Origin of the sequence: Vibrio sp. zbq_1, assembly GCF_043102935.1 — a bacterium.
GTDB classification, from domain to species: Bacteria; Pseudomonadota; Gammaproteobacteria; order Enterobacterales; family Vibrionaceae; genus Vibrio; species Vibrio parahaemolyticus.
In genome coordinates, this window is the sequence record NZ_JBICJH010000032.1 from 258,098 (window position 1) to 281,876 (window position 23,779).

General features: G+C 44.3%; 24 protein-coding genes and 1 tRNA gene. 1 reads left to right on the forward strand and 24 read right to left on the reverse strand.

The features are described 5' to 3' along the window. Nucleotides 1-57 precede the first annotated feature (57 nt). From ACF8CV_RS15325 to ACF8CV_RS15340, 4 genes are all read right to left on the reverse strand, one after another. The gene (locus tag ACF8CV_RS15325; RefSeq protein ID WP_025526317.1) at nucleotides 58-1,755 is read right to left on the reverse strand and encodes a site-specific integrase; all 1,698 of its coding nucleotides are present in this window, start codon (nucleotides 1,753-1,755) and stop codon (nucleotides 58-60) included. 93 nt (nucleotides 1,756-1,848) lie between these two features. Beyond that, a tRNA-Ser gene (locus tag ACF8CV_RS15330) sits at nucleotides 1,849-1,936 on the reverse strand. A 144-nt stretch (nucleotides 1,937-2,080) separates the two neighbouring features. Continuing rightward, nucleotides 2,081-2,530, reverse strand: coding sequence for an L-alanine exporter AlaE (locus tag ACF8CV_RS15335; RefSeq protein WP_005459815.1), 450 nt, complete (start codon nucleotides 2,528-2,530; stop codon nucleotides 2,081-2,083). Between the two features lie 456 nt (nucleotides 2,531-2,986). Next, on the reverse strand, nucleotides 2,987-5,407 hold the full coding sequence (locus ACF8CV_RS15340) for a hybrid sensor histidine kinase/response regulator (RefSeq protein WP_138938442.1): 2,421 nt from the start codon (nucleotides 5,405-5,407) through the stop codon (nucleotides 2,987-2,989). 53 nt (nucleotides 5,408-5,460) lie between these two features. On the opposite strand from ACF8CV_RS15340, the gene ACF8CV_RS15345 reads away from it, so the two are divergent. Beyond that, nucleotides 5,461-6,072: a YecA family protein gene (locus tag ACF8CV_RS15345; RefSeq protein ID WP_005459839.1), complete on the forward strand. Its 612-nt coding sequence runs from the start codon at nucleotides 5,461-5,463 to the stop codon at nucleotides 6,070-6,072. Between the two features lie 73 nt (nucleotides 6,073-6,145). Here the strand turns inward: ACF8CV_RS15345 and ACF8CV_RS15350 are convergent, their stop codons facing one another. The 20 genes from ACF8CV_RS15350 to ruvC all read right to left on the reverse strand — a co-directional run bounded on the left by ACF8CV_RS15350 (nucleotide 6,146) and on the right by ruvC (nucleotide 23,672). Next, entirely contained in the window at nucleotides 6,146-7,312 is a 1,167-nt protein-coding gene (locus ACF8CV_RS15350) for a glutathionylspermidine synthase family protein (protein ID WP_017448283.1), read from the reverse strand. A 2-nt stretch (nucleotides 7,313-7,314) separates the two neighbouring features. Continuing rightward, nucleotides 7,315-7,884, reverse strand: coding sequence for a DUF1190 domain-containing protein (locus ACF8CV_RS15355; protein WP_138938443.1), 570 nt, complete (start codon nucleotides 7,882-7,884; stop codon nucleotides 7,315-7,317). A gap of 8 nt (nucleotides 7,885-7,892) precedes the next feature. Continuing rightward, complete coding sequence (locus ACF8CV_RS15360; protein WP_005459831.1) at nucleotides 7,893-8,309, reverse strand: DUF350 domain-containing protein; 417 nt, start codon at nucleotides 8,307-8,309, stop codon at nucleotides 7,893-7,895. Then, nucleotides 8,309-9,352: a potassium channel protein gene (locus tag ACF8CV_RS15365; RefSeq protein ID WP_005459829.1), complete on the reverse strand. Its 1,044-nt coding sequence runs from the start codon at nucleotides 9,350-9,352 to the stop codon at nucleotides 8,309-8,311. The genes ACF8CV_RS15360 and ACF8CV_RS15365 overlap by 1 nt, the downstream gene beginning before the upstream one ends. Before the next feature lie 118 nt (nucleotides 9,353-9,470). Next, nucleotides 9,471-10,532, reverse strand: a complete 1,062-nt coding sequence (gene nadA / locus ACF8CV_RS15370) for a quinolinate synthase NadA (protein ID WP_005459805.1) — start codon at nucleotides 10,530-10,532, stop codon at nucleotides 9,471-9,473. 211 nt (nucleotides 10,533-10,743) lie between these two features. Beyond that, complete coding sequence (gene ybgF / locus ACF8CV_RS15375; RefSeq protein ID WP_020904002.1) at nucleotides 10,744-11,499, reverse strand: tol-pal system protein YbgF; 756 nt, start codon at nucleotides 11,497-11,499, stop codon at nucleotides 10,744-10,746. Nucleotides 11,500-11,514: 15 nt separating this feature from the next. After that, a complete protein-coding gene (pal, locus tag ACF8CV_RS15380) occupies nucleotides 11,515-12,039 on the reverse strand; it encodes a peptidoglycan-associated lipoprotein Pal (protein WP_005459802.1) in 525 nt (174 codons plus the stop codon). Between the two features lie 30 nt (nucleotides 12,040-12,069). Next, nucleotides 12,070-13,422, reverse strand: a complete 1,353-nt coding sequence (gene tolB / locus ACF8CV_RS15385) for a Tol-Pal system beta propeller repeat protein TolB (protein WP_005459807.1) — start codon at nucleotides 13,420-13,422, stop codon at nucleotides 12,070-12,072. A 10-nt stretch (nucleotides 13,423-13,432) separates the two neighbouring features. Beyond that, a complete protein-coding gene (tolA, locus tag ACF8CV_RS15390; RefSeq protein ID WP_005459865.1) occupies nucleotides 13,433-14,503 on the reverse strand; it encodes a cell envelope integrity protein TolA in 1,071 nt (356 codons plus the stop codon). A gap of 12 nt (nucleotides 14,504-14,515) precedes the next feature. After that, a complete protein-coding gene (locus ACF8CV_RS15395; protein WP_005459813.1) occupies nucleotides 14,516-14,959 on the reverse strand; it encodes an ExbD/TolR family protein in 444 nt (147 codons plus the stop codon). A gap of 3 nt (nucleotides 14,960-14,962) precedes the next feature. Beyond that, complete coding sequence (gene tolQ, locus ACF8CV_RS15400; protein WP_005485405.1) at nucleotides 14,963-15,661, reverse strand: protein TolQ; 699 nt, start codon at nucleotides 15,659-15,661, stop codon at nucleotides 14,963-14,965. Further along, nucleotides 15,651-16,070: a tol-pal system-associated acyl-CoA thioesterase gene (gene ybgC / locus ACF8CV_RS15405; protein WP_005483618.1), complete on the reverse strand. Its 420-nt coding sequence runs from the start codon at nucleotides 16,068-16,070 to the stop codon at nucleotides 15,651-15,653. Before ybgC ends, tolQ begins: the two co-directional genes overlap by 11 nt. A 172-nt stretch (nucleotides 16,071-16,242) precedes the next feature. Then, nucleotides 16,243-16,545 (reverse strand): cyd operon protein YbgE, encoded by a 303-nt coding sequence (gene ybgE, locus ACF8CV_RS15410; protein ID WP_005495828.1) that lies wholly within the window; start codon nucleotides 16,543-16,545, stop codon nucleotides 16,243-16,245. Next, nucleotides 16,538-16,645, reverse strand: coding sequence for a cytochrome bd-I oxidase subunit CydX (gene cydX, locus ACF8CV_RS15415; RefSeq protein ID WP_000270284.1), 108 nt, complete (start codon nucleotides 16,643-16,645; stop codon nucleotides 16,538-16,540). The genes ybgE and cydX overlap by 8 nt, the downstream gene beginning before the upstream one ends. A 12-nt stretch (nucleotides 16,646-16,657) precedes the next feature. Beyond that, nucleotides 16,658-17,794, reverse strand: a complete 1,137-nt coding sequence (gene cydB, locus ACF8CV_RS15420; protein WP_005483614.1) for a cytochrome d ubiquinol oxidase subunit II — start codon at nucleotides 17,792-17,794, stop codon at nucleotides 16,658-16,660. Nucleotides 17,795-17,811: 17 nt separating this feature from the next. Further along, nucleotides 17,812-19,398 (reverse strand): cytochrome ubiquinol oxidase subunit I, encoded by a 1,587-nt coding sequence (cydA, locus tag ACF8CV_RS15425; RefSeq protein ID WP_005457265.1) that lies wholly within the window; start codon nucleotides 19,396-19,398, stop codon nucleotides 17,812-17,814. 460 nt (nucleotides 19,399-19,858) lie between these two features. Next, the gene (gene ruvB / locus ACF8CV_RS15430; RefSeq protein WP_005457270.1) at nucleotides 19,859-20,863 is read right to left on the reverse strand and encodes a Holliday junction branch migration DNA helicase RuvB; all 1,005 of its coding nucleotides are present in this window, start codon (nucleotides 20,861-20,863) and stop codon (nucleotides 19,859-19,861) included. 21 nt (nucleotides 20,864-20,884) lie between these two features. After that, nucleotides 20,885-21,499, reverse strand: a complete 615-nt coding sequence (gene ruvA, locus ACF8CV_RS15435; protein WP_005486097.1) for a Holliday junction branch migration protein RuvA — start codon at nucleotides 21,497-21,499, stop codon at nucleotides 20,885-20,887. A 78-nt stretch (nucleotides 21,500-21,577) separates the two neighbouring features. Then, nucleotides 21,578-23,029, reverse strand: coding sequence for a methyl-accepting chemotaxis protein (locus ACF8CV_RS15440; protein WP_392417118.1), 1,452 nt, complete (start codon nucleotides 23,027-23,029; stop codon nucleotides 21,578-21,580). Nucleotides 23,030-23,150: 121 nt separating this feature from the next. Then, nucleotides 23,151-23,672, reverse strand: a complete 522-nt coding sequence (gene ruvC, locus ACF8CV_RS15445; RefSeq protein ID WP_005457261.1) for a crossover junction endodeoxyribonuclease RuvC — start codon at nucleotides 23,670-23,672, stop codon at nucleotides 23,151-23,153. Nucleotides 23,673-23,779: the final 107 nt, after the last annotated feature.

Consider the following 23,779-nt stretch of genomic DNA (forward strand, 5'->3'; position numbering starts at 1 on the left):
CACCTCGTGAAGAACGTTTTGACAATAGCACCTGTAAACCGTAACTAAGTGATACTCTTATAGCCTACTTAAAGCTAAACGAGGGAGACGGTCGATAGCTTCTTTCTTCGTCTCTAACTCAACCGTACCATATGAACCGCCTACACCCGCTGGAGTGTGACCAGTAATAGCGTCACTAACAGTATCAGCAATACCCAATCTGCGCAGAGCCGTCTTGAAAGTATGCCTAAAGGCATGAGCTGGTTGGGTTGTGTGTACACCTAGAGACCTGACTGTTTGACCCCACCACTTACTGAGTGCCGCTGATTTCTTACCGTATTTGTTCTCTTTAAGCTCAGGGAACAAGAAGCCAACTGACTCCGCAACATAATCTAAGAAACCTAGTTCTATCAGATGAGCAGGGATAGGTACGTGTCTCAGTGAAGAGTTATTCTTAACACTTTGCCCCTCACCTCTACGGATGTTGAGGTAATGTATGCCTGAATCTGATTGGGATACATCTGACTTATGTAGTTGAGACATTTCCTCTAGGCGTGCACCTGTATATCTGCACAACAAAGGTACCCAATAACAAGCCATACCATAAGGTTTACGAGCATTAGCATCATTAAATACGTCAGCTTGGAACAGTCGACGCATTTCTGAGTCAGTGTAGCCTTTTCCCTCGCTTGCTTCAGTCTTCTTCTCCGCCGTGGCAACACGCACACCTACGTGTGGATTAGAGTCGATGATGCCTAGTTCAATGGCATAGCTAAACACAACAGAGGTCTTGCGTAGACAGTTCTTCACCGTAGTAGCACTTAAAGTCTCTAGACCTTGTATCTTTACAAGTTCAATTTGTTCTAGAAGAGGTCTATTCCTGATACTTGCAATTTTAGACTTAGGTAACTGAAGCAATGTATCTCGAAACTCAACGATATGCGCACGAGTTACCTCAGTAACATCCAGATCTCCGATAACTTCGATTAGACGCTCAATCTGAAGGCCAGCCTCGTACAATGCTTTAGCGTCTTTGTCTTTAAGAATCTCAGACTGGTGATACCTCTTAAACACATTAGATATGGAGTATTGAGATGCCTTTTTGCGTTTAGGCTGATGTTTATTGGCTAAAGGGTTAACTGATAGAGGTTTATCTGCAATAGGATTAGATATTGCTTCGTAGCCATAGTCACGGTTGTAACGCGCTCTACATAGCGCTTCGATGCGATGAATGTAGTGATAGAAAGCTACTGCTAATTGACGGAAAGACTCACTGTGAGAAGAGACAACTAAACCCTCTCTATCTAGTTGAGCAACAATAAACTCTTTTAGTTCATCTGCTAGCTCTTGAAGCTGGTCAGGGGTAGCAGTATCAACCTCGTTGCCACATATGGACAAAGTATCAGACAAGCCAAATTCACGGACTGTGCCTTCCGCATCTAAAACCCTTTTTAGGAAAAAATCGTAGTTACCAGAGGTGTCAACTTCATTCTTTACGTACTCATACCAACGCTCTGCGATGATTGCGCAGTCTCTAACATTGAGTTCGACATTGGATGAATTAGATAGCTTTAACTGAGCAACGGCGATCTGCTTCTGTGCATCGGATAGACACTCAGTAAATCGTGGTTTAGCTTCAGAAAGATTTTTAGTTTGAAGAGATTTTTTGAAGACTGTCTTACCGATTATAGGAACCAGCTTTTTTGGGACAGCCATTCTAAAGTAGTAAACACCAGTTTGAGGATGCTTATAAGGACTTGCCATGATGTTCGACATTGTACCTACTCTTTGTACCAGTAGGCAGCTTACATTAAAACACCAAACCCCTGTATTATAAGAAGTTCTTACACTACAAGGGCTTATAGAATGTGGCGGTGAGTGAGAGATTCGAACTCTCGATACGTTGCCGTATACACACTTTCCAGGCGTGCTCCTTCAGCCACTCGGACAACTCACCGAATCAAATTGTGGTTAGCATTCTTGGCTAACGAGGCGCTAATTTAATGATTATGAGCCTCATGGTCAAGGCTAAACCGTAAAAAAAGCCTTCTTTTACACTCGTTTGCTCACTAAGTAACTAAATTGAACAAAACAGTGTCAATCAAACGCCTTGATGATAACCTGGAACGCGGAACCAACGACGGCACATATCCAAAAAGTAGCCGTATAACACGCCCATTCCACAAGAAACCACAGCGTTGCTCGCAACTGCCGTAACAATTTGATCATACGATGCACCAACGGCTAAAAGAATGCCGGCGTACACAGGTGATTGGAAAAGCACATACGATACAAGATCAGACACATTTTTCATGAAAGAGGAAGGTGAAAGTTTGTTACCTTGGCGCAAAACCCAATCACGGAACATGCCATAAGGCCAAGCAATCGCGATATTTACTGGTATAGACAACGTGCGTGATGCCAGAGACTGCTCAAACGTCATTCCTGAAATCAAAATCTCGATAATCATCCCTGTAATAAAGCAAAAAACAACCATAGCAAAAGTATCCGCTGCGGCATGACGAATACAAAATGGTCCACGAGACTTCATTTACAACCCCTAAAATCAAACACTGCAATTAATAAAGAACTAAATATGATTAACTGCCACACAACTTAATTACCAGTTAATGACACTATTAAATCACAACATTTGTAGATTATGGCTCCATATTTAAAATGAAGTTGTAAATTAATAACCAACTTTAGAAACAAAAGTAGTTTTTTTCACCGTTTTAGCGAAAAAACAGGATTTTACGGGTAAAAAAGGCACAAAAATATGGAAATGACTTACTTTTAAGAGGGTTGAAAATGAGTAGATGGTATAGAATTGGAACAAAATTTGGTTTTATTACACCAATTGCAAACGCTTATGCTACCTAGATGTAAAAACTCAGAGTATAAATGACGGCACAAAGCACTACCGATATGGTAAAAATACGCTGAAGTTCAGGAAGAGCCAAAAGAGCGGCGAAGAAAACAAATGGACTGCTTTTTTATCTGTAAATTACGGCGTAGCAAGTAACATAGTTAATGTGTCTATATCTTCCTGATCGGGTAGAGATTGACGCAGTAGATCGCGTTTAATCCTACTGATTACCTCCGACAATACCTCATCTGTATTAGGTTGAAGGCTATCCATTATAGCAAGCAGCGCATCAAGCGCGTCTCCGAGATTGCCATTATCTAGAGCGACATAAAAGCTAATCAGCAAAGAATCGGTTCCCAACACTTCTAATGCTTGTTGATTTTGCTTGGTTTGATATTGATACAGCAAATCGGCATGTCGGTACAAGGCATCATCCAGTTCGGACTCCACTATTGGTTTAGCAATGATATGGTCAGCGCCTACGCCTAACATGCGCTCTTGGGTCTCTTTGAACACATCTGCAGTACAACCAAATATCAGTACCGACTTCGCAGCGCTGCTCATGGAGCGAATTGCTGAGATTGCCCCAACTCCATCAAGGACAGGCATATGGTTGTCCATCAATATTAAATCGAACGGCTCTACAGCTATTTTATTTACCGCTAGCTGTCCATTTTCAACACTTGAGCATTCAAAGCCCTTTGCTCTTAAGAAGGTTTCCATAATGATGGCGTTGGTTCGATTGTCCTCTACTATCAAGGCCTTCAAACCATTGCAATTGAGCTTGTGCCTATGTCCTGATTCCACTTTCCCAGGTTCGCAAGGAGAGATCTCAACTTCAACCGTGAATGTAGTGCCGATATTTTCTTGGCTTTGCACAGTCACATGACCGCCCATGTGCTCGGCGATCTCTTTAACAATTGCAAGGCCAAGGCCAGTCCCGCCGAAGCGCCTTGTGGTTGATGATTCTGCTTGCTCAAATGGGCGAAATATACGTTTTTGCGCCTCTTTAGATATCCCTATTCCCGTGTCTTTTATCGCGATAACCAACACAGTTTTGTCATAGTGAGTTTGCTCACTCAGCGTCACTTCAACAATGCCTCTGTCAGTAAACTTCACGGCGTTATTGAGTAAATTAAACAACACTTGACGAAGGCGCGCTTTGTCGTTGTCATACCAGCGTCCCACAGGAACTAACGACGTCACCTTAAACTGCAATCCTTTCTCTGCACACAAGGTATGATAAACGCTTTTTATACTGCCAATGATCGATTCTATGGGGAATGGCGAGTTCGAAAACTCTACATGTCCCTGCTCTATCTTGGAGTAATCAAGAATCTCGTTCAGTAGCGTCATCATGTGATCACCAGAATCGTATAGTGTATTAAGGTGTTTTCTTTGTTCGTCCGTTAACGGCGTTTTGAGCAGGATTTGAGCGGTGCCGAGTACCTCATTCATCGGCGTACGGATTTCATGCGACAAAGTGGCAAGAAAAGCAGTTTTGGCATTTGTCGAAGCTTGGGCTTTTACTCTCTCTTGTTCGAGGTAAATGGTCTTCTCGTTGAATTTGGTAATGAGATGGCCGATTTCGTCCTCACTTCCGTAATCGATATCAATGATCCCGCCAGTTTTGGAATCATCAATTTTTGTAGCGATTCGTACGATAGGTTCGACAATGTATCGGTTAAGTAAATAGTACCCAACGAGAACGCATAGCAATAAGAATGGGATGATGCCGCCTTCAACACTCATGACTTGCTCGAACACTTGATCTGCCACTTTCGCCTTAGCATTGACAACTTCTAGCTTCCAATGAAATTCACCAAAATCGAGTTTACTAATGTACATTTGTTTGGTGATTTGAAAGTTGTGTTCGATGATGACATTCGAGTTAGCATCTCGAATGACCACCCCCAAAGAGTATTGGTTGGTGTGCTCACGAATGAACTGGAATAAGGCCTCCAAAGAAAGGTCGACCGTCGCAACGCCTGCAAACTCTCCATTTTTATAATACGGCGCAGAGGCGGTAATCATTTGAACTTGAGTGAAAGTATCAATATACACCGCAGACCAACTCACCGAGCCTGACGGTCGTTCAGCGGCTGCGCGATACCACGGCTCATTGTCATAACCGCCAGATTCTGGATTGTTGTATGAATGAATCTGATCGATGTTCCCCTCACTGTTCTTGTTAAAGAACAAACTGGTAAACCGCCATCGTTCTTCTTTGAGTTCTGGTTTAGGCCACAATCCACCACTGACGATGATCTCGTCGCTTAATCTTAAAATCTGAGGAATGGTCGATTTAAGGGAATTGCTTTGGTTTGAGCTTTGCGCCAGCCCAACCAAGCTATTCAGTACGCCTGTGGATGTGATGAGCGGCTCTTTTATCTGGGAAGCAAGCAGTTGGGTACGTAAATCGAGATTTCTTTCTAGTTTGTCACGGACAGGTGGCTCAACCACCAAGTACACCACCGACCCTATCGTAGCGATAAAAAAACACAGGTACAGTGTGAGAGCGAGAATGCTTTTTTTTCTAAGTGACGAACGAATTTCCATATCTGTAGACGAATCATTCCCTAATATCGATTTATCACTGATTGATTGGTAAGATGAGCGCAACCAATCAGCCCATTAACAAATGGTATTCTATTTTGAAACTACAAGACATGCTTTCTCTTCCAGAACTTGATGGAAAACTACTAAACCTAGCGAAAACTCAAGGCTTTGTAACCGCAATGGCATCAGCGCCAAACGTGTTGAACCCTCAAGAGTGGCTACCATTCTTATGGGGCGGCGAAGAGACAGCACCTTTCTCAGATGGTGAACAACTAGAACTGTACATTGATGAAATTGTACAAATGTGGAACCAAACTCGACCAGCTTTGCTAGAAGGTTCTTGGCAATGGCCTGAAGGTTGTACTCTCGATGAGCAAGACATTGTCTCAGCAAGTACTCGTGATTTCTGTGAAGGTGTACTTCAAGGTTGGCAACTGACACGTGATGATTGGGAAACGTTAATGCCAGAAGACAGCGAAGACAGTGCCCTATTGGGTGGTGTACTGCTCTCTCTTACTATGTTGTACGATCCAGAAACCACTATTGCAACGCTTGCAGAGCAAGGCATGGAAGGCTTAGAGCAATTTGAAGAGATCTTCAATGCTATACCTGTGATGCTATGTGGTCTTACTCAACGCGGTGTTGCGTTGGCTGAAGAGCAATAAAATAACGTAATCGTTGATCATTGAAATTGAACATCTGATATGAAAAAGCTCTCCGAATGGAGAGCTTTTTTGATTACGTCAAAATCACATGTGGAATGTAGCGCGCCATATCTTGTGTCACTAGGCTACTATCTTCACGAATCGAAATACCCGCCGCTCTATCATTGACGAGCCAACTACCGATTAACGTATGGTTCTGCCCAAACTTAGGCAACGGATGATATTTCTGAACGATATTGAACTTCGATTCATAAGGCCCCGGCGTTTTCACCAAGCGCTTTCCATCTTTGACGATCTCAATATTCGCCCCCTCCCGTGAGAATAACGGTTTGATGACATAATCGTTCAAACAACTCGCTTTTGGGTCATTAGCAAAATAGGCAGGCAAAAGATTGGGATGATTTGGAAAGCGTTCCCACAACAATGGCAAAAGTGCTTTATTGGATAAAATCGATTTCCACATGGGTTCTAGCCAGTTGACATTTGCAGTCGCTAAGTATTTCGCGTATTCCTCTTCAAACATGAATTCCCAAGGATAAAGTTTGAACATCCAACGAATGGCTCGTTCGTCCACATCCACAAATTTTCCGTCTTCCGTTACACCAATATCTTCGACGTGCACAAAAGCTGTCGCTAGCCCCGCCTCGCGCGCGCAATCTTCTAAATACTGGACAGTCGCTTTATCTTCTTCTGTGTACTTGCAACAGCTAAAGTGGAGAGTTTGTCCCGGTTGATATTTGGCTATCTCCGCAAAACGCTCAATCAGAAAGTCTTGAAGAATATTGAATTGATCCGCAGCTTGATGAATTCGACCTTTGTTAACTACATCTTCCAGCCACACCCATTGCCAAAAACCCGTTTCAAACAAACTTGTCGGTGTATCGGCATTGTTTTCGAGTAGCTTTGCTGGTGATGTTCCGTTATACGCAAAATCCAAACGAGAATAGAGTGAAGGCTCTTTTCGTTGCCACGAAGACGCGACCTGTTCCCACATCAACTCAGGAATCGCACATTTCGTCAGTAGTTGCTCACAGCGAACCACCTCATCCACAATAGACAAGCACATCTGATGCAGTTCTTCAGTGGGAGATTCTAGGTCGTGCTCGATTTGCTCCAGCGTAAATTGGTAGTAAGCACTCTCATCCCAATACGGTTGCCCATACATAGAATGAAAACCAAAACCAAACTGGCGTGCTAATTCACGCCAGTTTTCTCGTTCTTGTATCTCTCGTCGAAACATAATCAACCGCCACGACTGACCGAAACCGCCTTCCCGAATCCACCTCGAGACATGGCTCTTCCAATGGTTCCGCCCCCACGTTTGTTTAAGTTACTGGTCGCGACTTTGGTCGACTGGTTACGATAGGAGCCAAAAAACTGGCCTGCACCGTTATAAAATTTGGACTTATAGCGGTACATCGGTTCCGAATAATAACTCTTGTTGTAACCTTTCAAATCATTAACTGAACGACTATAGAAAAAGCCGCCAAAATGAGGGACATAAGCACGAGAGCCTGAGCTGTAGTAACAATCGTCTTCGTAAAAGTCGTTTTCACATTCGAATTCATTGTTATAACGAGGAGCATTTCGTTCAGCACGAGCCAATGCCTCTTGGTAAGCTATATCACACTGCTCACTAAACTCTGGCGAGTTGGATTTACATTCATCGGCGTCAGAAAAAATGTAGCCTTCAATCTTTGATTCTTGGGTCGCAAGGAAGAAAATTCCGCCAAATGCCGCGAACGGTATGATTTTTCCAAGCTTTAAGCTTTTATCCATGGAAGAACGTTTAACGTTGGAACTGCGCTTCATCGTTCCTCCTAGTACGTCATACAAGCAGCATTCAACATGCCGACCGATATAGAAACCGCTGCAAGTACAATGCCTGCAGGCAGCTCATCTTTTTCGATACGCTCAGTAACTCTTGGCAGCAAAATGAAACGCACGATGGCAAATGCGATGATTTGCGCAAGCATGGCAACAACGCCCCAAACCATAAAGTCGACAATGTTGACTGAGTTTTTTGCCGCACCCGAAATCGCAATACAATAACCCAGAAAAGCGCCACTCAACGCCACTGCGGCTGCGGTATTTTGCTTTTCCTTGATCAGATGCCATTCATCATAAGGCGTAAGCTTGACGTAGATGAACTTAAACGCCAAAACAAAAATAATGGATACTGAGAAGTAGAGTAAAAAGTTTGGAAAACCTGCTAACAGGCCGGCAATCATGTGCATTATTGTTCCTTGTTCATTTCTTTCCATGCAAAATCATCAATACGTTCATCTGCAATGTAAAACAGCTTGGTACCCGGTGGCACTTCCGCATCTAAATCTGGGTTGAGTTGGATACCGTTGCCGATATCAAACGCAATCAATGTCGCGTGGTGACGCTTTTTGATAAAGCCAAAGATGCTCTCAATGGTGGTGATAGGTTGATTCTCAGGATAAATGACTGAGTACTGTGTCATCCCACGGGTGGATGCCAGTAATTCTTGGTGCAAGGCACTAGAGCCAGGGTCTACTGCCGCTTTCGCCAACATTTCTGCTCCTACGGCAGGAATGCACTCTGCTTTAGGGCAATGCTGACTGAGCAATCGACCTAAGGCGTCGTCTTTAAAATAAGCCAGCAAGTGTGCGTCAGGATTCACAGAGGCACAATAAAGCGCAGCGGAGAGCGTAATGTCATCCGAAAGATTATCAACAATGATACAACTCGCATCAGTAATGTTGGCGTTCTTCATTTCCTGTGCGTCGGTATAACTGGTCACTTTGATAAAATGAATTTCACCCGGCAATGGGTTTTCAATATCAGAGCGACTACACAACACGATAGGGCGCTTGCCTTCTTCTTCGTGTTGCAACATACGAATCAAGTGCATTGTTCTCGACCCGTTCCACCCAAGCAATACGATATGATTTTCCACTCTCACTCTCCGTTTACCCAAAATACCCGCTCGCCAATAATCGATTGCAGAACCAGCTACACGCCCCAATAACGCAGCAAACAAACTCAAGCCACCGGGAATAACAAACAACACAACAACCCACTTCCCTAAGTCTGTGACCGGAGAGTGATCTCCATAGCCCACCGTACTAGCGGTAACCATGAGGTAATAAATGAAGTTGGAGAAGTTGTCCGTTAGCGCTTTTTCACCCGCAAGAGCCAAAAGCCCCCACGATAAACTGATGTACAAAATACTAATAACAAGAAGGTTTCGGTTGCTTAATTTAAATAGGTGCGAACTAAGCCACTTTTTAACTACTAGCCACACAGCCATAAATATCCGATCCCTGCATTTACAAAATCAATCAATATTAAACCATTGATAATCAAAAACAAAAAAACCAGCCATATTCGGCTGGTTTTTTGGGATTTATCTTAATAAATAGAAGTGATTACGCGTTACCTTTCACTTGCATATTTAGCTGCTCAGCAAAATCTAGCATGCGGTTCAGTGGAATAAGAGACTTCACTCGTAGCGCTTCATCTACGAAGATTTCGTGCTCTTCTCCACCTTCACTAAGCGCTTTTTCAATCGCTTTCAAGCCGTTCATTGCCATCCAAGGACAGTGTGCGCAGCTGCGACAAGTCGCGCCAGCACCAGCCGTAGGCGCTTCGATCAATTCTTTTTCTGGCACCAATTGTTGCATCTTAAAGAAGATGCCTTTATCCGTTGCCACGATCATTTGTTGGTGAGGGAGTTCTTTCGCAGCCTTGATAAGCTGACTTGTAGAGCCGACAGCATCAGCCAATTCCACCACACTTGCTGGTGACTCTGGATGAACAAGAATCGCAGCATCTGGGTAAACACTCTTCATCTTGCGAAGTGCATCAGCAGAAAATTCATCATGCACTACACACTCACCTTGCCAAAGCAACATATCTGCGCCCGTTTTATTGGCAATGTATGAGCCCAAATGACGGTCTGGTCCCCAAATAATTGGCTTATCTTCAGCGTCTAAATGTTCCACGATTTCAAGCGCGATACTTGATGTGACCACCCAGTCAGCACGAGCTTTCACTGCCGCAGAAGTGTTTGCGTAGACAACAACCGTATGATCTGGGTGTGCATCACAGAATTCACTGAATTTGTCCGCCGGACAACCTAGATCAAGTGAACATTCCGCTTCCAGCGTTGGCATTAGAATTCGTTTTTCTGGTGTCAGAATTTTAGCCGACTCACCCATAAAACGTACGCCTGCAATAATCAGTGTGCTTGCTGGGTGGCGGTTACCAAACTTAGCCATTTCTAGTGAATCACCAACAAAACCACCTGTTTCTTCCGCTAGTGCTTGAATTTCAGGATCGGTGTAGTAATGCGCGATCAGTACTGCATCCTTTTGTTTTAGCAGCTCTTTGATGCTCGCGATATAAGACGATTTTTCTTCTTCGCTTAACGGAATTGGTTTTGGTGGGAATGGGTAAACAGTGTCGATTTTATCTAATATGTGGCTCATTGCTCTTGCTCTACGCAACTTCCTTTAATCCGCGTATTGTAACCTCGTTAATTTTCAAAAACCAACCTGTAACTAGAATTTCTAGCGGTCTAGACGTATATCTTTGTTACATGTGGCATTTTCTTATGTGCGGCAATTTTGTAAAAAATTTAAAAAACAGAAGGCATCTAAAAAGAAAAAGGAAGCTAAAGCTTCCTTTTTAGAATGGTGTTTATTTCAGCTTTGAGCCAGCCAGTTTAGCCGACGCACTACCTGGGTATTCATCGACAACTTGTTGGTAGTATTTTTTCGCTTGAGCGGCATTGTTATTACGCTCTGCGATTTCGCCTAACTTAAGCAAGGCGTCAGCTCGTTTGTTAGAGTCTTTGTAAGACACTACCGCAGCAAAGCTTTTAACCGCGTCTTTATCCTGTTTCTTAGCGAAGTACAATTGGCCTAACCAATAGTGTGAATTCGCTGAGTATGTGGAATCAGGATAGTCTTTCTGGAACTGCTGGAACGCAGCAATTGCACCAGTGTAGTCACGCTTTTTAAGGATTAAGTCAACCGCATTTTGGTATGCCGTTTGCTCATCAACATTTGGCGTGTATTTACCACTAGTTTCTGTTGGTTTGGTTTCTTTTACCGGTGCCGACTTCATCTCACCGCGAATACGGTCAAGCTCGACAAACAACTCACGTTGACGCTGCAACATTTGTTGCATTTCATAGCTATTTCGCTCTAATTGACCACGCAAATCACTGATCTCTTGTGACATTTGGTCAATCTGCTCTTGCATTTGGAGCTGAACACGGTTGCGATTTTGTAGTAGACGCTCTAATCGCTCGACTTCCGTTTCAGATGAACGGCTCTTAGAGACTGAGGATGTGCTGTTGAGATCGGATACTGGAGCTGGTGCAGCGAACGCGAAGTTCGCTGCACTTGCCAGTAACGTAAGCGCAACAGCGCGCTTAGTGTTACTGAACATGAGGATTTCCTCGAATTAGTATACTAGAACCGCGCGACGGTTTTTGGCGTACACTTCATCTGATTGACCTAGAAGAAGTGGCTTCTCTTCACCGTAGCTAACGATTGAGATTTGATCTGCTTGTACACCTAGCGCTTGTAGGTAGTTAGCAACTGCTTGAGCACGACGCTCACCTAGAGCGATGTTGTACTCAGGAGTACCGCGCTCATCAGCGTGGCCTTCAATCGTTACTTTTAGAGCAGGGTTCTTGCTTAGGTAAGAAGCGTGAGCTGCTAGCATCTCTTCGTAATCACCTGCAATTGTAGAGTTGTCAAACGCGAAGTAAATTGTTTGAGTTTCGCGAAGTGCTTGCTCTTTTAGCTCTTGTTCAGTTAGCTGACCGCTTTGATCGATCGGCGTCGCTACTGTTGTTTCTGCTGCAGCATTGTTGTTAGTTGCTGCGCCAGTGTTAGAAGCTGCGTCGTCGCTTGAACTACACGCAGTCATAGCCATTACAGGAAGCGCGATTAGTAGCCCTTTTAGAACCTTGTTCAGTTGCATCTTATTTTCCTTTATTAATCAAACTTATTACTACAAAAACGGTGACCACGCAGGCGCTCTCACACGCCCATTTGTTGCCGGTAATCTAGCTTTAAATCGACCATCAATTGACACCATCGATAGTACGTTTTTCTTGTTGTAAATCGAGCTATACACAACCATGCCACCGTTAGGGGCAATACTCGGAGACTCGTCTAATAGAGTCTTAGTTAAGACTTGAAGAGCACCAGTTTCCAAATCTTGTTTCGCCAAATTAAAACCTGAATCACTGCGATTCACCATTACTAGGAATCGGCCATCAGGTGTGATTTGACCACCCAAGTTTTGGCTACCTTGCCAAGTCAAGCGATCGATAGAACCGCTGCCCAAATTTACTTGATAAATCTGTGGTTTACCACCCCTATCCGATGTGAAAATCAGCGATTTGCCATCAGGGTGCCAGAACGGTTCAGTATTATTTGATCTGCTACGCGTAATTTGGGTGAGTTTGCGAGTTTTCAGATCAAAAGTGTACACCTGTAGAGTGCCCGTCTTAGACAGTACAAGCGCTAACTTGTTACCATCAGGAGAGAATCTTGGCGCACCATTATGGCGAGGGTATGACGTAATTTTTTCACGTTCACCGGTATAGATGTTCATGATGAAAATTTCTGCTTGGCCATTTTGGAAGCTTACATACGCAAGTTTCTGCCCATCTGGAGACCATGCAGGAGACATCAGAGGCTGCTTAGAACGCAATACTAATCGCTCATTGTAACCATCGTAGTCAGCGACACGAAGCTGGTACGGGAAACGGTCTTTGTCGTTTACAACCACGTAGGCAATACGAGTCATAAATGCGCCACGTTCACCAGTCAGTTGTTCATAGACAAGGTCGGAAATACGGTGAGCGTACTCACGCATACGAGGGCCTTTTACCGTAGCCACTTTGTTAAACAAAACATGGTCTTTAGATAAAACAAGCTCGCCGTCACTCCCTAGAGCTTTGCTCTGCCCACCAGTTAACTGACCGCGTACGACATCAACAAGCTGGTAATTTACAACGTAATCGCCTTGCTCATTTTGCTTGATAGAGCCAGTTAAAAGCGCATCTACACCAAGGCTTGTCCACGAATCAAAGTTAACTTCTGATTCATTGAATGGCGTTTGTGGCATTTTATTAGTTGGCACTGGGCTGAACTTACCACTGCGCTGTAGGTCAGATGCAATGACAGCAGAAATGTCGGTAGGAAGTGGTTGACTGCCCTCCCATTTAAAGGGAACAACAGCAATTGGTCGTGCCGAATCAATACCATCAGTAATGACCAGCTCCAATGCAGCGTGCGCTACATTTGTTAGACTGCCTAGCAGTACAAACATTCCTAGTAAAAGACGTTTAATCACGGCTTATCCCTTATTGTTGTAGTGCGACCGTAAGGTTAATATCCTTCAGCCTTTGGTTAACTGTTGAATCGGTTGACATCGGGAAACTTGGTACTTGTGCAATTGCACTCTTTGCAGCTGCACATACTCTAGAGTCACCAGAAAGCACGTTAACTGACGAAACAATCATGTCAGTTCCCGTAGGAATCAGCTTAATGTTAACTCTACACTCCTTTCCCAATAGGTAGTCATCCTTTAGCAATCGGCTTTGAATAAGCTGAATATAGATTGAACTGTAGCGGGAAACCTCATCAGCCACAAATTTCCCCTGAGCCTGTTGGTTTGCACTCGCTTCACTTTCTAGGCCAGCAAAAATATCATCCAGTGCAGCTTCTTGCTCTTTACGCTCACGTTCTAAACGCTCAAGGCGCTCTTTTTCTTTACGCGCTTTTTCCGCAGCTTCTTTTGCCGCTTTTTCTTTCGCAATGCGTTCTTGTTCCGCTTTTTGAGCCGCCTCGCGTTCACGTTTTGCCTTTTCTTCCGCTTCTTTTGCCGCCTTCTCGCGAGCTACTCGCTCTTGTTCCGCTTTGGCAATCGCCGCTTCTTTAGCTAAACGTTCCTGCTCTGCTTTACGTACAGCTTCTTCTTTCGCTTTACGCTCTTTCTCAAGTTTAGCTGTACGCTCTTTTTCTTGGCGAACACGTTCTTCTTCTGCTTTGCGTTCCTGCTCTTTTTGCTTGCGAGCCGCTTCAGCTTCTCTGGCCGCTTTTGCATCTTTCGCTTGCTGTTCTTTCAACTTACGAATTTGTTCTTCTTCAGCCTTACGGTTTTTCTCAAGCTGCTCCGCCTCGCGTCTTAATTTATCAAGACGATCTTGCTCTTTTTTGGCCGCTTTTTCACGCTGCTGACGAATTTCTTTCGCTTGTTGTTGCACCAGTTTAGGGTCTATCACGACAGCCTGAACCATCTGTCCGGTTGGCTCTGGTTTAGTCATCGCAAAATCAGTACCCCAGAGCAATGCTGCTACCAAGAGAGCATGCAGACCTACCGATATGACTATCGGTTTAGTGTACTCTTTCGATTGTTTCTTTTTGTCTTTCATGAATATTGACGTTTATTCCCTAATATCGGTCATTAGACCCACTTTTGGGATACCAGCTCGACTTAACTCATCCAGTAGCATCACAACGTCAGCGTATGGCGTTGCCGCATCACCGCCGACCGCAACAGGCGAATCAGGCTTGATGCTTCGCTCAGCTTTGACTCGTACAATCACATCTTGTAAAGACAGACCGCGTTGCACTTCTTCATCATTAACACTCAGACCTAAGTTCCCATCACGATCAATTTCAATGATGATAAAGCTGCTATCGGTGTTCCCGGCTATTTTTTCCATCGACTCAGCGGTAGACGTTTTTGGCAGCTCGACATCCACACCTTGGGTAACAAAGGGCGCGGTCGCCATAAAAATGATCAACAGCACAAGCATTACGTCGATGTAAGGGACAACGTTAATCTCTGCCGTCATTTTTCGCTTTTTAGGTTGATAACCCGCCATGCTTTATTCCTTATCCGCGCTGTCTCGGCCAGCCATCGCTTGACGATGAAGGATGCTGTGGAATTCTTCTGAGAATGTCGCGTAAGTATGTTCCAGCTTACTTACTTTGTTGCTTAGTCGGTTATAAGCCATTACCGCAGGAATTGCTGCGAATAGACCCATAGCAGTCGCGATCAACGCTTCTGCGATACCTGGAGCAACCATAGAAAGCGTTGCTTGTTTCACTTCACCCAGTGCAATAAACGCATGCATGATGCCCCAAACGGTACCAAACAAACCAATGTATGGGCTGATTGAACCGACAGTTGCTAAGAAAGGTAGGCTTGTTTCAAGCTCATCAACTTCACGCGCAACAGCAACACGCATCGCGCGACCTGTGCCTTCCATAATGTAAGCTGGTGAGTTCGCATTGCTCTTACGTAAACGAGCAAATTCTGTGAAACCTGCGTAGAAGATTTCTTCTGTACCTGCGATCTCGTCTTTGCGCCCTTTCACTTTTTGGTAAAGTTGGGAAAGGTCTGTACCTGACCAGAATTTGTCTTCAAATTGCTCTGCATTTTTTGATGCTTGGGAAAGCACTTTGCTGCGCTTGATGATCATTGCCCATGACGCGATTGACATGCCTAGCAATGTCAGCATCACAAGTTTTACCAACAGACTGGCCTGAAGAAAGAGATCTAAAATGGAAATATCAGCAGTCACTATTTGTTAGCTCCGAATTGATAAATGTTGGAATAGCTATTGGTTTCATTTTCTTATTATCGATACATGCTACCTTAACAAAGGCCTTGCACAATATCTTGCCTTGATCATTGACCAACTCTTGACAGAATTGCAAAGACGCACGTTTTATTTCTGACACTCGGGTTAATACTGTCAACTGTTCGTCCAGTCTCGCCCCTTGTTTAAAATCGATATCCATGTGTCGGACAACAAAGCCAATATTTTGTTCCAGTAACACATGTTGAGAAATGCCTTTTGCACGCAACATCTCAGTACGCGCGCGCTCAAAGAATTTTAAATAGTTTGAATGATATACAACGCCGCCCGCATCGGTGTCTTCATAATACACGGTGATCGGCCAGCGGAAGGGATTTGATGTGCCTTGCAAGGGAGTACCAATATATTCAATTCTTTAAAGTGGTTACTATAACTGAAGCAACAGCAATTGGTACTGAACGGAAGGAATATTTTTGATTTTTGTAGAAAAAATAAAAGCCAGACAAACTGTCCGGCTTTTACTCGATGATTTAATAACCAACTTTATTGCAATGTAATTCAATTTACATGAAATAAAGCGCAGTTAGATAAATTAAGATAGCTAACGAGAAGTAAGGGCTAAACAACAATTGCCAGTACCAATTTCTCGGTTTGAAGCCTACGCCGAACACCATACTTGAGCACAATGCCCAAATCAGTGCCGGGGCGATCACTGCGTTAAAGCCACCAATCGCTTGATGGTACGCTTCTGGATCCCACATCACCAATCCTACGTGCATAAACCCAAGGATGAGAGATAATACTCTTAACAGAGTCTTATCCATTGGTTCGTGAAACTTCGCTACCTTGTCAGCGAGATTACTCACTGTCTTTGTCCATCATTTCTGAGTGCTCTAACCAAAGAGCGTTGATGATACCGAATGCACAAGCAAGTAGTACACCTAGAATCCATGCGAAATACCACATAGTAATTGCTCCTTAGTAAAGTGAGTTTTTATTGTCTTCAATGTACTGATCATCAAGGCGACCAAACATCTTGTAGTAAGTCCAAGACGTGTAACCAAGGATGATTGGAACCATAACAAACGCTACGCCTGTCATCAGGTTCAGAGTCAACTCAGATGAAGTTGCATCCCACATTGTTAGACTGTGGCTTGGCATTAGATCTGAAGGCATGATGAATGGGAACATCGCAAAACCTGCAGTAAAGATAACGCCAGCAACACCTAGGCTTGAAGTGATGAACGAAATCGCACACTTTTCAAGACGAGATGACAATACAGCAAGCAGCGGCATTGCAACACCTAGTACAGGAGCAGCCCATAGTAGTGGGTAGTTTTCAAAGTTCTTCATCCACGCACCAGCTTCACGGATTACCTCTTTGTTTAGAGGGTTAGAAGCGGCGTTTGTGTCGATACCACCAACAATCACGTAACCGTCAATGTTTTGAACCCAGAAACCTGCAGCAACAAACGCAACCACTGTTAGTAGACCCGTGATTTGAGCAACGTTGCGAGCACGTGTGTGAACTTCACCCGTTGTTTTCATTTGTAGCCAAGTAGAACCTTGCATCAAAATCATGAACAAGCTAACCAGACCACAAAGCAGAGCAAATGGGTTTAGCAGACCAAAGAATGAGCCATGGTATGTTGGCATCAAAAACTCGCTCAATTGGAATGGAACACCTTGTAGAAGGTTACCAAACGCCACACCAAAGATGATTGGCGGAACAAAACCACTGATTGAGATACAGATATCCCAAGTATTACGCCATTTTGGCTCTTCGATCTTAGAGCGGTAATCTAGGCCCAGAGGACGAAGCCAAAGTGCAGCTAGCGTCAGGATCATTGCTAAGTAGAAGCCTGAAAATGACGTTGCGTAAACCAAAGGCCAAGCGGCGAACAATGCACCACCAGCAGTGATAAGCCAAACTTGGTTACCATCCCAGTGAGGGGCAATTGAGTTAATCATGACACGACGTTGTGTGTCGTTTTTACCGATAATAGGTACAAGTGCGCCTACACCCATATCGAAACCGTCTGTTACTGCAAAACCAACTAGTAGAACACCGATTAGTACCCACCAGATGAGTCGCAAGATTTCGTAATCAAACATCTTGTTATCTCCTTACCTTACGCTTCTACTTGGCGGCTAACTTTGTCTTCAACAGAGTCAGCGTTTTGCTCAAAGTGGTAGCGGCCAGTTTTCAGACTGCTTGGACCTTTACGAGCGAATTTCAACATTAGGTAAACTTCTGCAATCAGGAATACCGTGTATAGCGCCAAGATTGCGAATAGTGACGTCCAGATTTCACCTGCAGTCAATGCTGAAGCCGCAACGTGCACAGGAAGAATTTCACCAACAGCCCATGGCTGACGACCGTACTCAGCGACGAACCAACCCGCTTCAATCGCAATCCACGGAAGTGGAATACTCAATAGTGCAGCTTTAAGAATCCATTGTTTTTGTTCGATTTTTTGACGACATGTTTGAATAAATGCCGCACCGAATACGAACAACATGATGAAGCCACAAGCAACCATGATACGGAATGACCAGAATAGTGGCCATACTGTTGGGATTGAATCATCCGCAGCAGCTTGGATTTGTTCTTCTGTCGCATCCACAACATTGTCTGTGTAGCGTTTTAGAAGTAGACCGTAACCTAGGTCACCTTTCACTTCATCAAACGCAGTCATGTTTTCTTCTGACTTGTCACCAGCACGAAGCTTCTCAAGAAGTTCGTAAGCGTACATACCGCCACGAATACGCTCAACGTGCTCATCACGAAGGTCGCGAAGACCTGTCACTTGCTCATCAAAAGAACGTGTCGCGATGATACCCATTACGTAAGGGATCTTGATTGCGTAATCGGTGTGCATGGTTTCTTGGTTAGGAACACCAAACAACGTAAACGCTGCTGGAGCTGGTTCTGTGTGCCATTCTGCTTCAATTGCAGCAAGCTTCACTTTTTGAACTTCACCAAGCTCGTAACCAGATTCGTCACCAAGAACGATGGTTGATAGGATCGCAGCAATACCGAAAGATGCAGCGATAGCAAATGAACGACGAGCAAACGCAATATCACGACCTTTTAATAGGTAGTATGAACTGATGCCTAGAATAAACATTGCGCCACAAGTGTAACCAGAAGCAACCGTATGCACGAACTTAACCTGAGCTACTGGGTTTAGTACAACTTCAGAGAAGCTTACCATTTCCATACGCATGGTTTCGAAGTTGAAGTCCGCGCCTACTGGGTTTTGCATCCAGCCGTTTGCGATAAGAATCCAAAGAGCAGAGAAGTTAGAGCCCAGCGCCACAAGCCAAGTAACAGCTAAGTGTTGGCGTTTAGATAGACGATCCCACCCGAAGAAGAATAGACCAACAAAAGTTGACTCCAGGAAGAAAGCGACAAGTGCTTCGATCGCCAGCGGCGCACCAAAGATGTCACCTACATAGTGGGAGTAGTACGACCAGTTAGTACCAAACTGGAATTCCATGGTAAGGCCGGTAGCCACACCAAGTGCAAAGTTAATACCGAACAGCTTACCCCAGAACTTGGTCATGTCCTTGTAGATTTGCTTGTTCGTCATTACGTACATCGATTCCATAATGGCCAAAAGGAAGGCCATACCAAGAGTCAATGGTACGAATAGGAAGTGATACATCGCTGTTAGTGCAAACTGCAACCGCGATAGATCAACTACGTCAATCATGGTAACTCCTATGTGTCGGCTGAATGACACTCTCTACATATTGCAATCCATATCCAGGTGTTATTCACACTTGAAAATTGTTGAATTATCACAACTCTTTGTTGCAAAAATGTGCTTCATTGGTTAGTTAATTGTTAAGCATCAGCTAATATAGCTGGGGCTAATATTACTTGTAAAAACAGATTGTTTCAAAAGGTTTATAGCCGGAATGCGCTTTGATATACATCAATGTTTATGCGCTGAATTTGCACAAAAATCCATCACATTGATCCAGATCAACCCGTATTAGAAGCGTATGTTAAGAGAGAGTAATCAGGAGAGAAATTAACCAGTTGCATGCAAACATCGAGTTAACAATCAGTGCTTTTTTCTTACCTAATTAGTATTAGAAGAAATTCAATAAATGAGAGGTTGGTCACTTATGGTGAAAGGCTGAGCATTTTTGCTCAGCCTTAGAATCTTATTTTTCAATTCCGAAATGAAGATATGCACGATCTGTGGCGATTCTTCCTCGGGGAGTGCGTTGTAAATAGCCTTGCTGAATCAAATATGGTTCTAGCACATCTTCAATGGTGTCTTTCTCTTCACCAATAGCGGCAGCCATATTGTCGAGTCCAACTGGACCACCACCAAATTTCTCCATGATAGCGAGAAGAAGCTTGCGGTCCATGTAATCGAAGCCCTGAGCATCGACATCCAACATATTAAGCGCTTTGTCAGCAACATCGGCACAAATATGTCCGTTGCCCTTCACTTCTGCATAGTCACGGACACGGCGCAATAGACGGTTCGCAATACGAGGCGTACCACGAGCTCGTCGAGCAACTTCTAACGCGCCTTCTGGCTCCATCGACAACCCTAGGCAATCTGCACTGCGTTGAACAATGTTCTGTAGATCTTGCACTTTGTAGTACTCAAGACGCTGAGTAATACCAAAACGGTCACGCAGCGGAGAAGTCAAAGACCCCGCACGCGTCGTTGCACCAATCAATGTGAATGGTGGCAAATCAATTTTGATAGAACGTGCGGCCGGGCCTTCACCAATCATGATGTCCAATTGGTAATCTTCCATTGCCGGATACAGCACCTCTTCGACCATAGGGCTAAGACGATGGATCTCATCAATGAAAAGCACGTCGTTTTCCTCAAGGTTGGTCAACAACGCGGCCAAATCGCCTGCTTTTTCGAGAACAGGTCCAGAAGTAGTACGGATGTTCACTTCCATCTCGTTAGCAACAATGTTTGCCAACGTCGTTTTACCCAAACCTGGAGGGCCAAAAATAAGTAGGTGGTCCAACGCCTCACTACGCAATTGTGCCGCTTTGATGAAAATCTCCATCTGATCACGGACATGATCCTGACCTTGGTAATCCGCCAACTTTTTAGGGCGAATAGCACGGTCAATAACATCTTCATCACGAAACGCTGGATTTTCAGGAGCGATTAAACGATCGGCTTCAATCATACTGTTACCTTGAACTTTCCGTTACACCATTGATTTTAGTGCTTCACGGATCAGCTGCTCGCTGCTCATGTCCGGTTTAGCAATTTGAGAAACTACTTTCGACGCTTGAGTTGGTTTGTAGCCTAGAGCAAGAAGTGCGCTGACCGCCTCTTCTTCTGCACTATTTGACGAAGCGGCAGCCGAGTCAGTAGGAGCGGCATCAGTAAACGGCGTGAATAAGTCACCAGCCCCCCAACCTTTTAAGCGGTCTTTCATTTCAACGACCAAACGCTCGGCGGTTTTCTTACCAACACCAGGTAACTTCACAAGCGTAGAAACATCTTCACGCTCTACACAAGACACGAACTGGCTCGCTGTCATGCCTGAAAGAATACCTAAGCCAAGTTTAGGGCCAACGCCGTTTGCTTTGATCACTTCACGGAATAGCGCACGCTCTTTTACTGTATTAAAACCGTAAAGCAATTGCGCGTCTTCACGCACAACAAAATGAGTATAAATAATCGCTTCTTCGCCGATATTTGGCAGTTCGTAGAAACAGCTCATTGGCATCTGAACTTCATAGCCAATGCCGTTAACTTCAATTAAAACTTCAGGTGGTTGCTTTTCAAGCAAAATGCCGCGAAGACGTCCAATCACTATAAATACTCTTTGGAAATGAATTTGCGACAGGATAATAAAGAACTGGATAGACATCCAGTCCTTTATGCTGTGGGGTTAGATTTTTGAGACAACTTGATCAAGTTGTTGTGTGAGCGTCCGGACAGCAACAACTTGACCGCTGAGCTCTTTGCCATATTGAGCCACAATCTCGGCAATGGATTTTGTATTCACTACACCATTCGCCACTTCGCTACTCGCTTCATCAAGTTCTTTTAGCGCTGTCATTTGCGTTGCCATAATGCTTGATAAACTTTGTACGTCATGAGATATCGTCGTCACTTGCTGAATAATAGTGTTCATCCTCTCGGTGCTTGACGTCACCACGTCTTGACCATGCTTCACTTCTTGCTCACTACGATCAAGTAAGTGACGAATCTCAATAGCGGACTGGCTACTCTTCGCAGATAGCTCTCGTACTTGCTCGGCAACCACAGCAAAACCTCTACCCTGATCTCCTGCTCGCGCCGCTTCGATTGCCGCATTTAAAGCCAGCAAGTTGGTTTGCTCTGCGACAGAGGTAATCAAGTCTGCCACTTTCATGATTTCTTCATGGCTAGTAATGATCTGGCCGATGGCTTGAGTAGAATCTTCTAGCAGTTCAGAGCTCCTTTCAGCTTGCAAATGAACATCTTCGCTTTTCTCGCGCAGCTCTTCCACAAACTTGCTCGACTCTTCAATCCCTGTGGCCATGTGATGTACTTGTTGGCTCATTTGCTCTGCCGCACTTGCTTGAGATTCACTATTCACGTTGAGTGCATTGACTTGCTCATCCAACTGCGACGATTGCTCATCAAGCGCTTGCGAAACAGATTTCAGCTCTATCGAATTTAAATTAGCTTGTTCCAATACTTCAGCCAGATGCAGTTCACCTTCTGTTGCTTTTTTGGCGACTTGTTCACTTTCGACTTTTGCTGCTTCGGCATTTTCAATCGCATCATCACGTTGCTTAGCAGTAAATGCCTGAGCGATACAAATCACCACCAGCGGCAATACGGTACCAGACCAAATTTCTAATCGCTGAGAAGCTTCCGATAATACCAGTTGAGGAAACTCAAAACCTGAAACATGCTGATGTGTCATTAAGGCGGAAATGGCAATCACCACGCCACTCCAAGCAATAGCGATAAGACGAGTGCCAGATAAGAAGAAAGCGACAACCAACAAAGGCACCCAATAAGTTTGAGTTGAATCAACCACACCACTACTTTGATAAATGATATTGAGTGCATGCACCGACATCCCGACAAAACCAAGGTTAAGTGATAACGCAGGTTGCTTAAACCATTTGAGACTAGAAGCGGAAATAAGCTCAAGAGTAATCAGAATGACAGAAGTTAAGATCAGGCTTTCGTGTCCATGCTTGAACCACTTAATTAAGCTATAAATTCCGACCAGAAAAGCGATGAAGGTAAATAAAGAGAGGATGTCAGCTTGACGTTGTTGCGTCCTCGTCCATTGAGGTTGGCGCGGCATAAATACACTGCGCCACAGCGTGGCTGGATTCATGTTCAATCTTCCTTGATTGATTTCTTATTAGACATCCGACCACTATAGTTTTGTAACATTTTCACAACAAATTTATTCCTTAAATCTGTCTGAGGTGTCTCATTTTTAGTACGGTAAGAGTCTAGCGATAACGCCCTTTTCTCGCACTGCTTGCTTTGCCTGCGAGCGCAACCAAGGTCTTGTTCGTATTGGCATGACAAATTGCCACACCAAGTGCATCCGCGGCATCGGCTTGAGGCTTTGCAGGTAATTTTAACATGTGCTGCACCATGTGCTGAACTTGCACTTTGTCTGCACCACCAGTCCCCACTACAGCTTGCTTAATAAGACGGGCAGCATACTCATACACAGGAAGATCCGCATTCACCGCCGCAACAATCGCACTACCGCGAGCCTGCCCTAGCTTTAGAGCAGAATCGGCATTTTTCGCCATGAACACTTGCTCAATTGCAAATACGTCTGGTTGAAACTGGGTGATGATTTCCGTAACGCCGGCATAGATTTGCTTAAGCCGACCTGGCAATTCTTTTTCTGAGGTACGAATACACCCACTGCCAAGATATTGCAGATGACGGCCTTGCTGGCGAATAACGCCGTAACCGGTAATACGAGAACCTGGGTCAATACCCAAAATAATTGACATGAAGCGTCCTAAATAACTCGCTATTTTTGTTGGAATCTAAACCCAAGCATTCTTAAGTCGTTTGGATATATCCCATTAAAACAAAAACTCCCGCAGGTGCGGGAGTT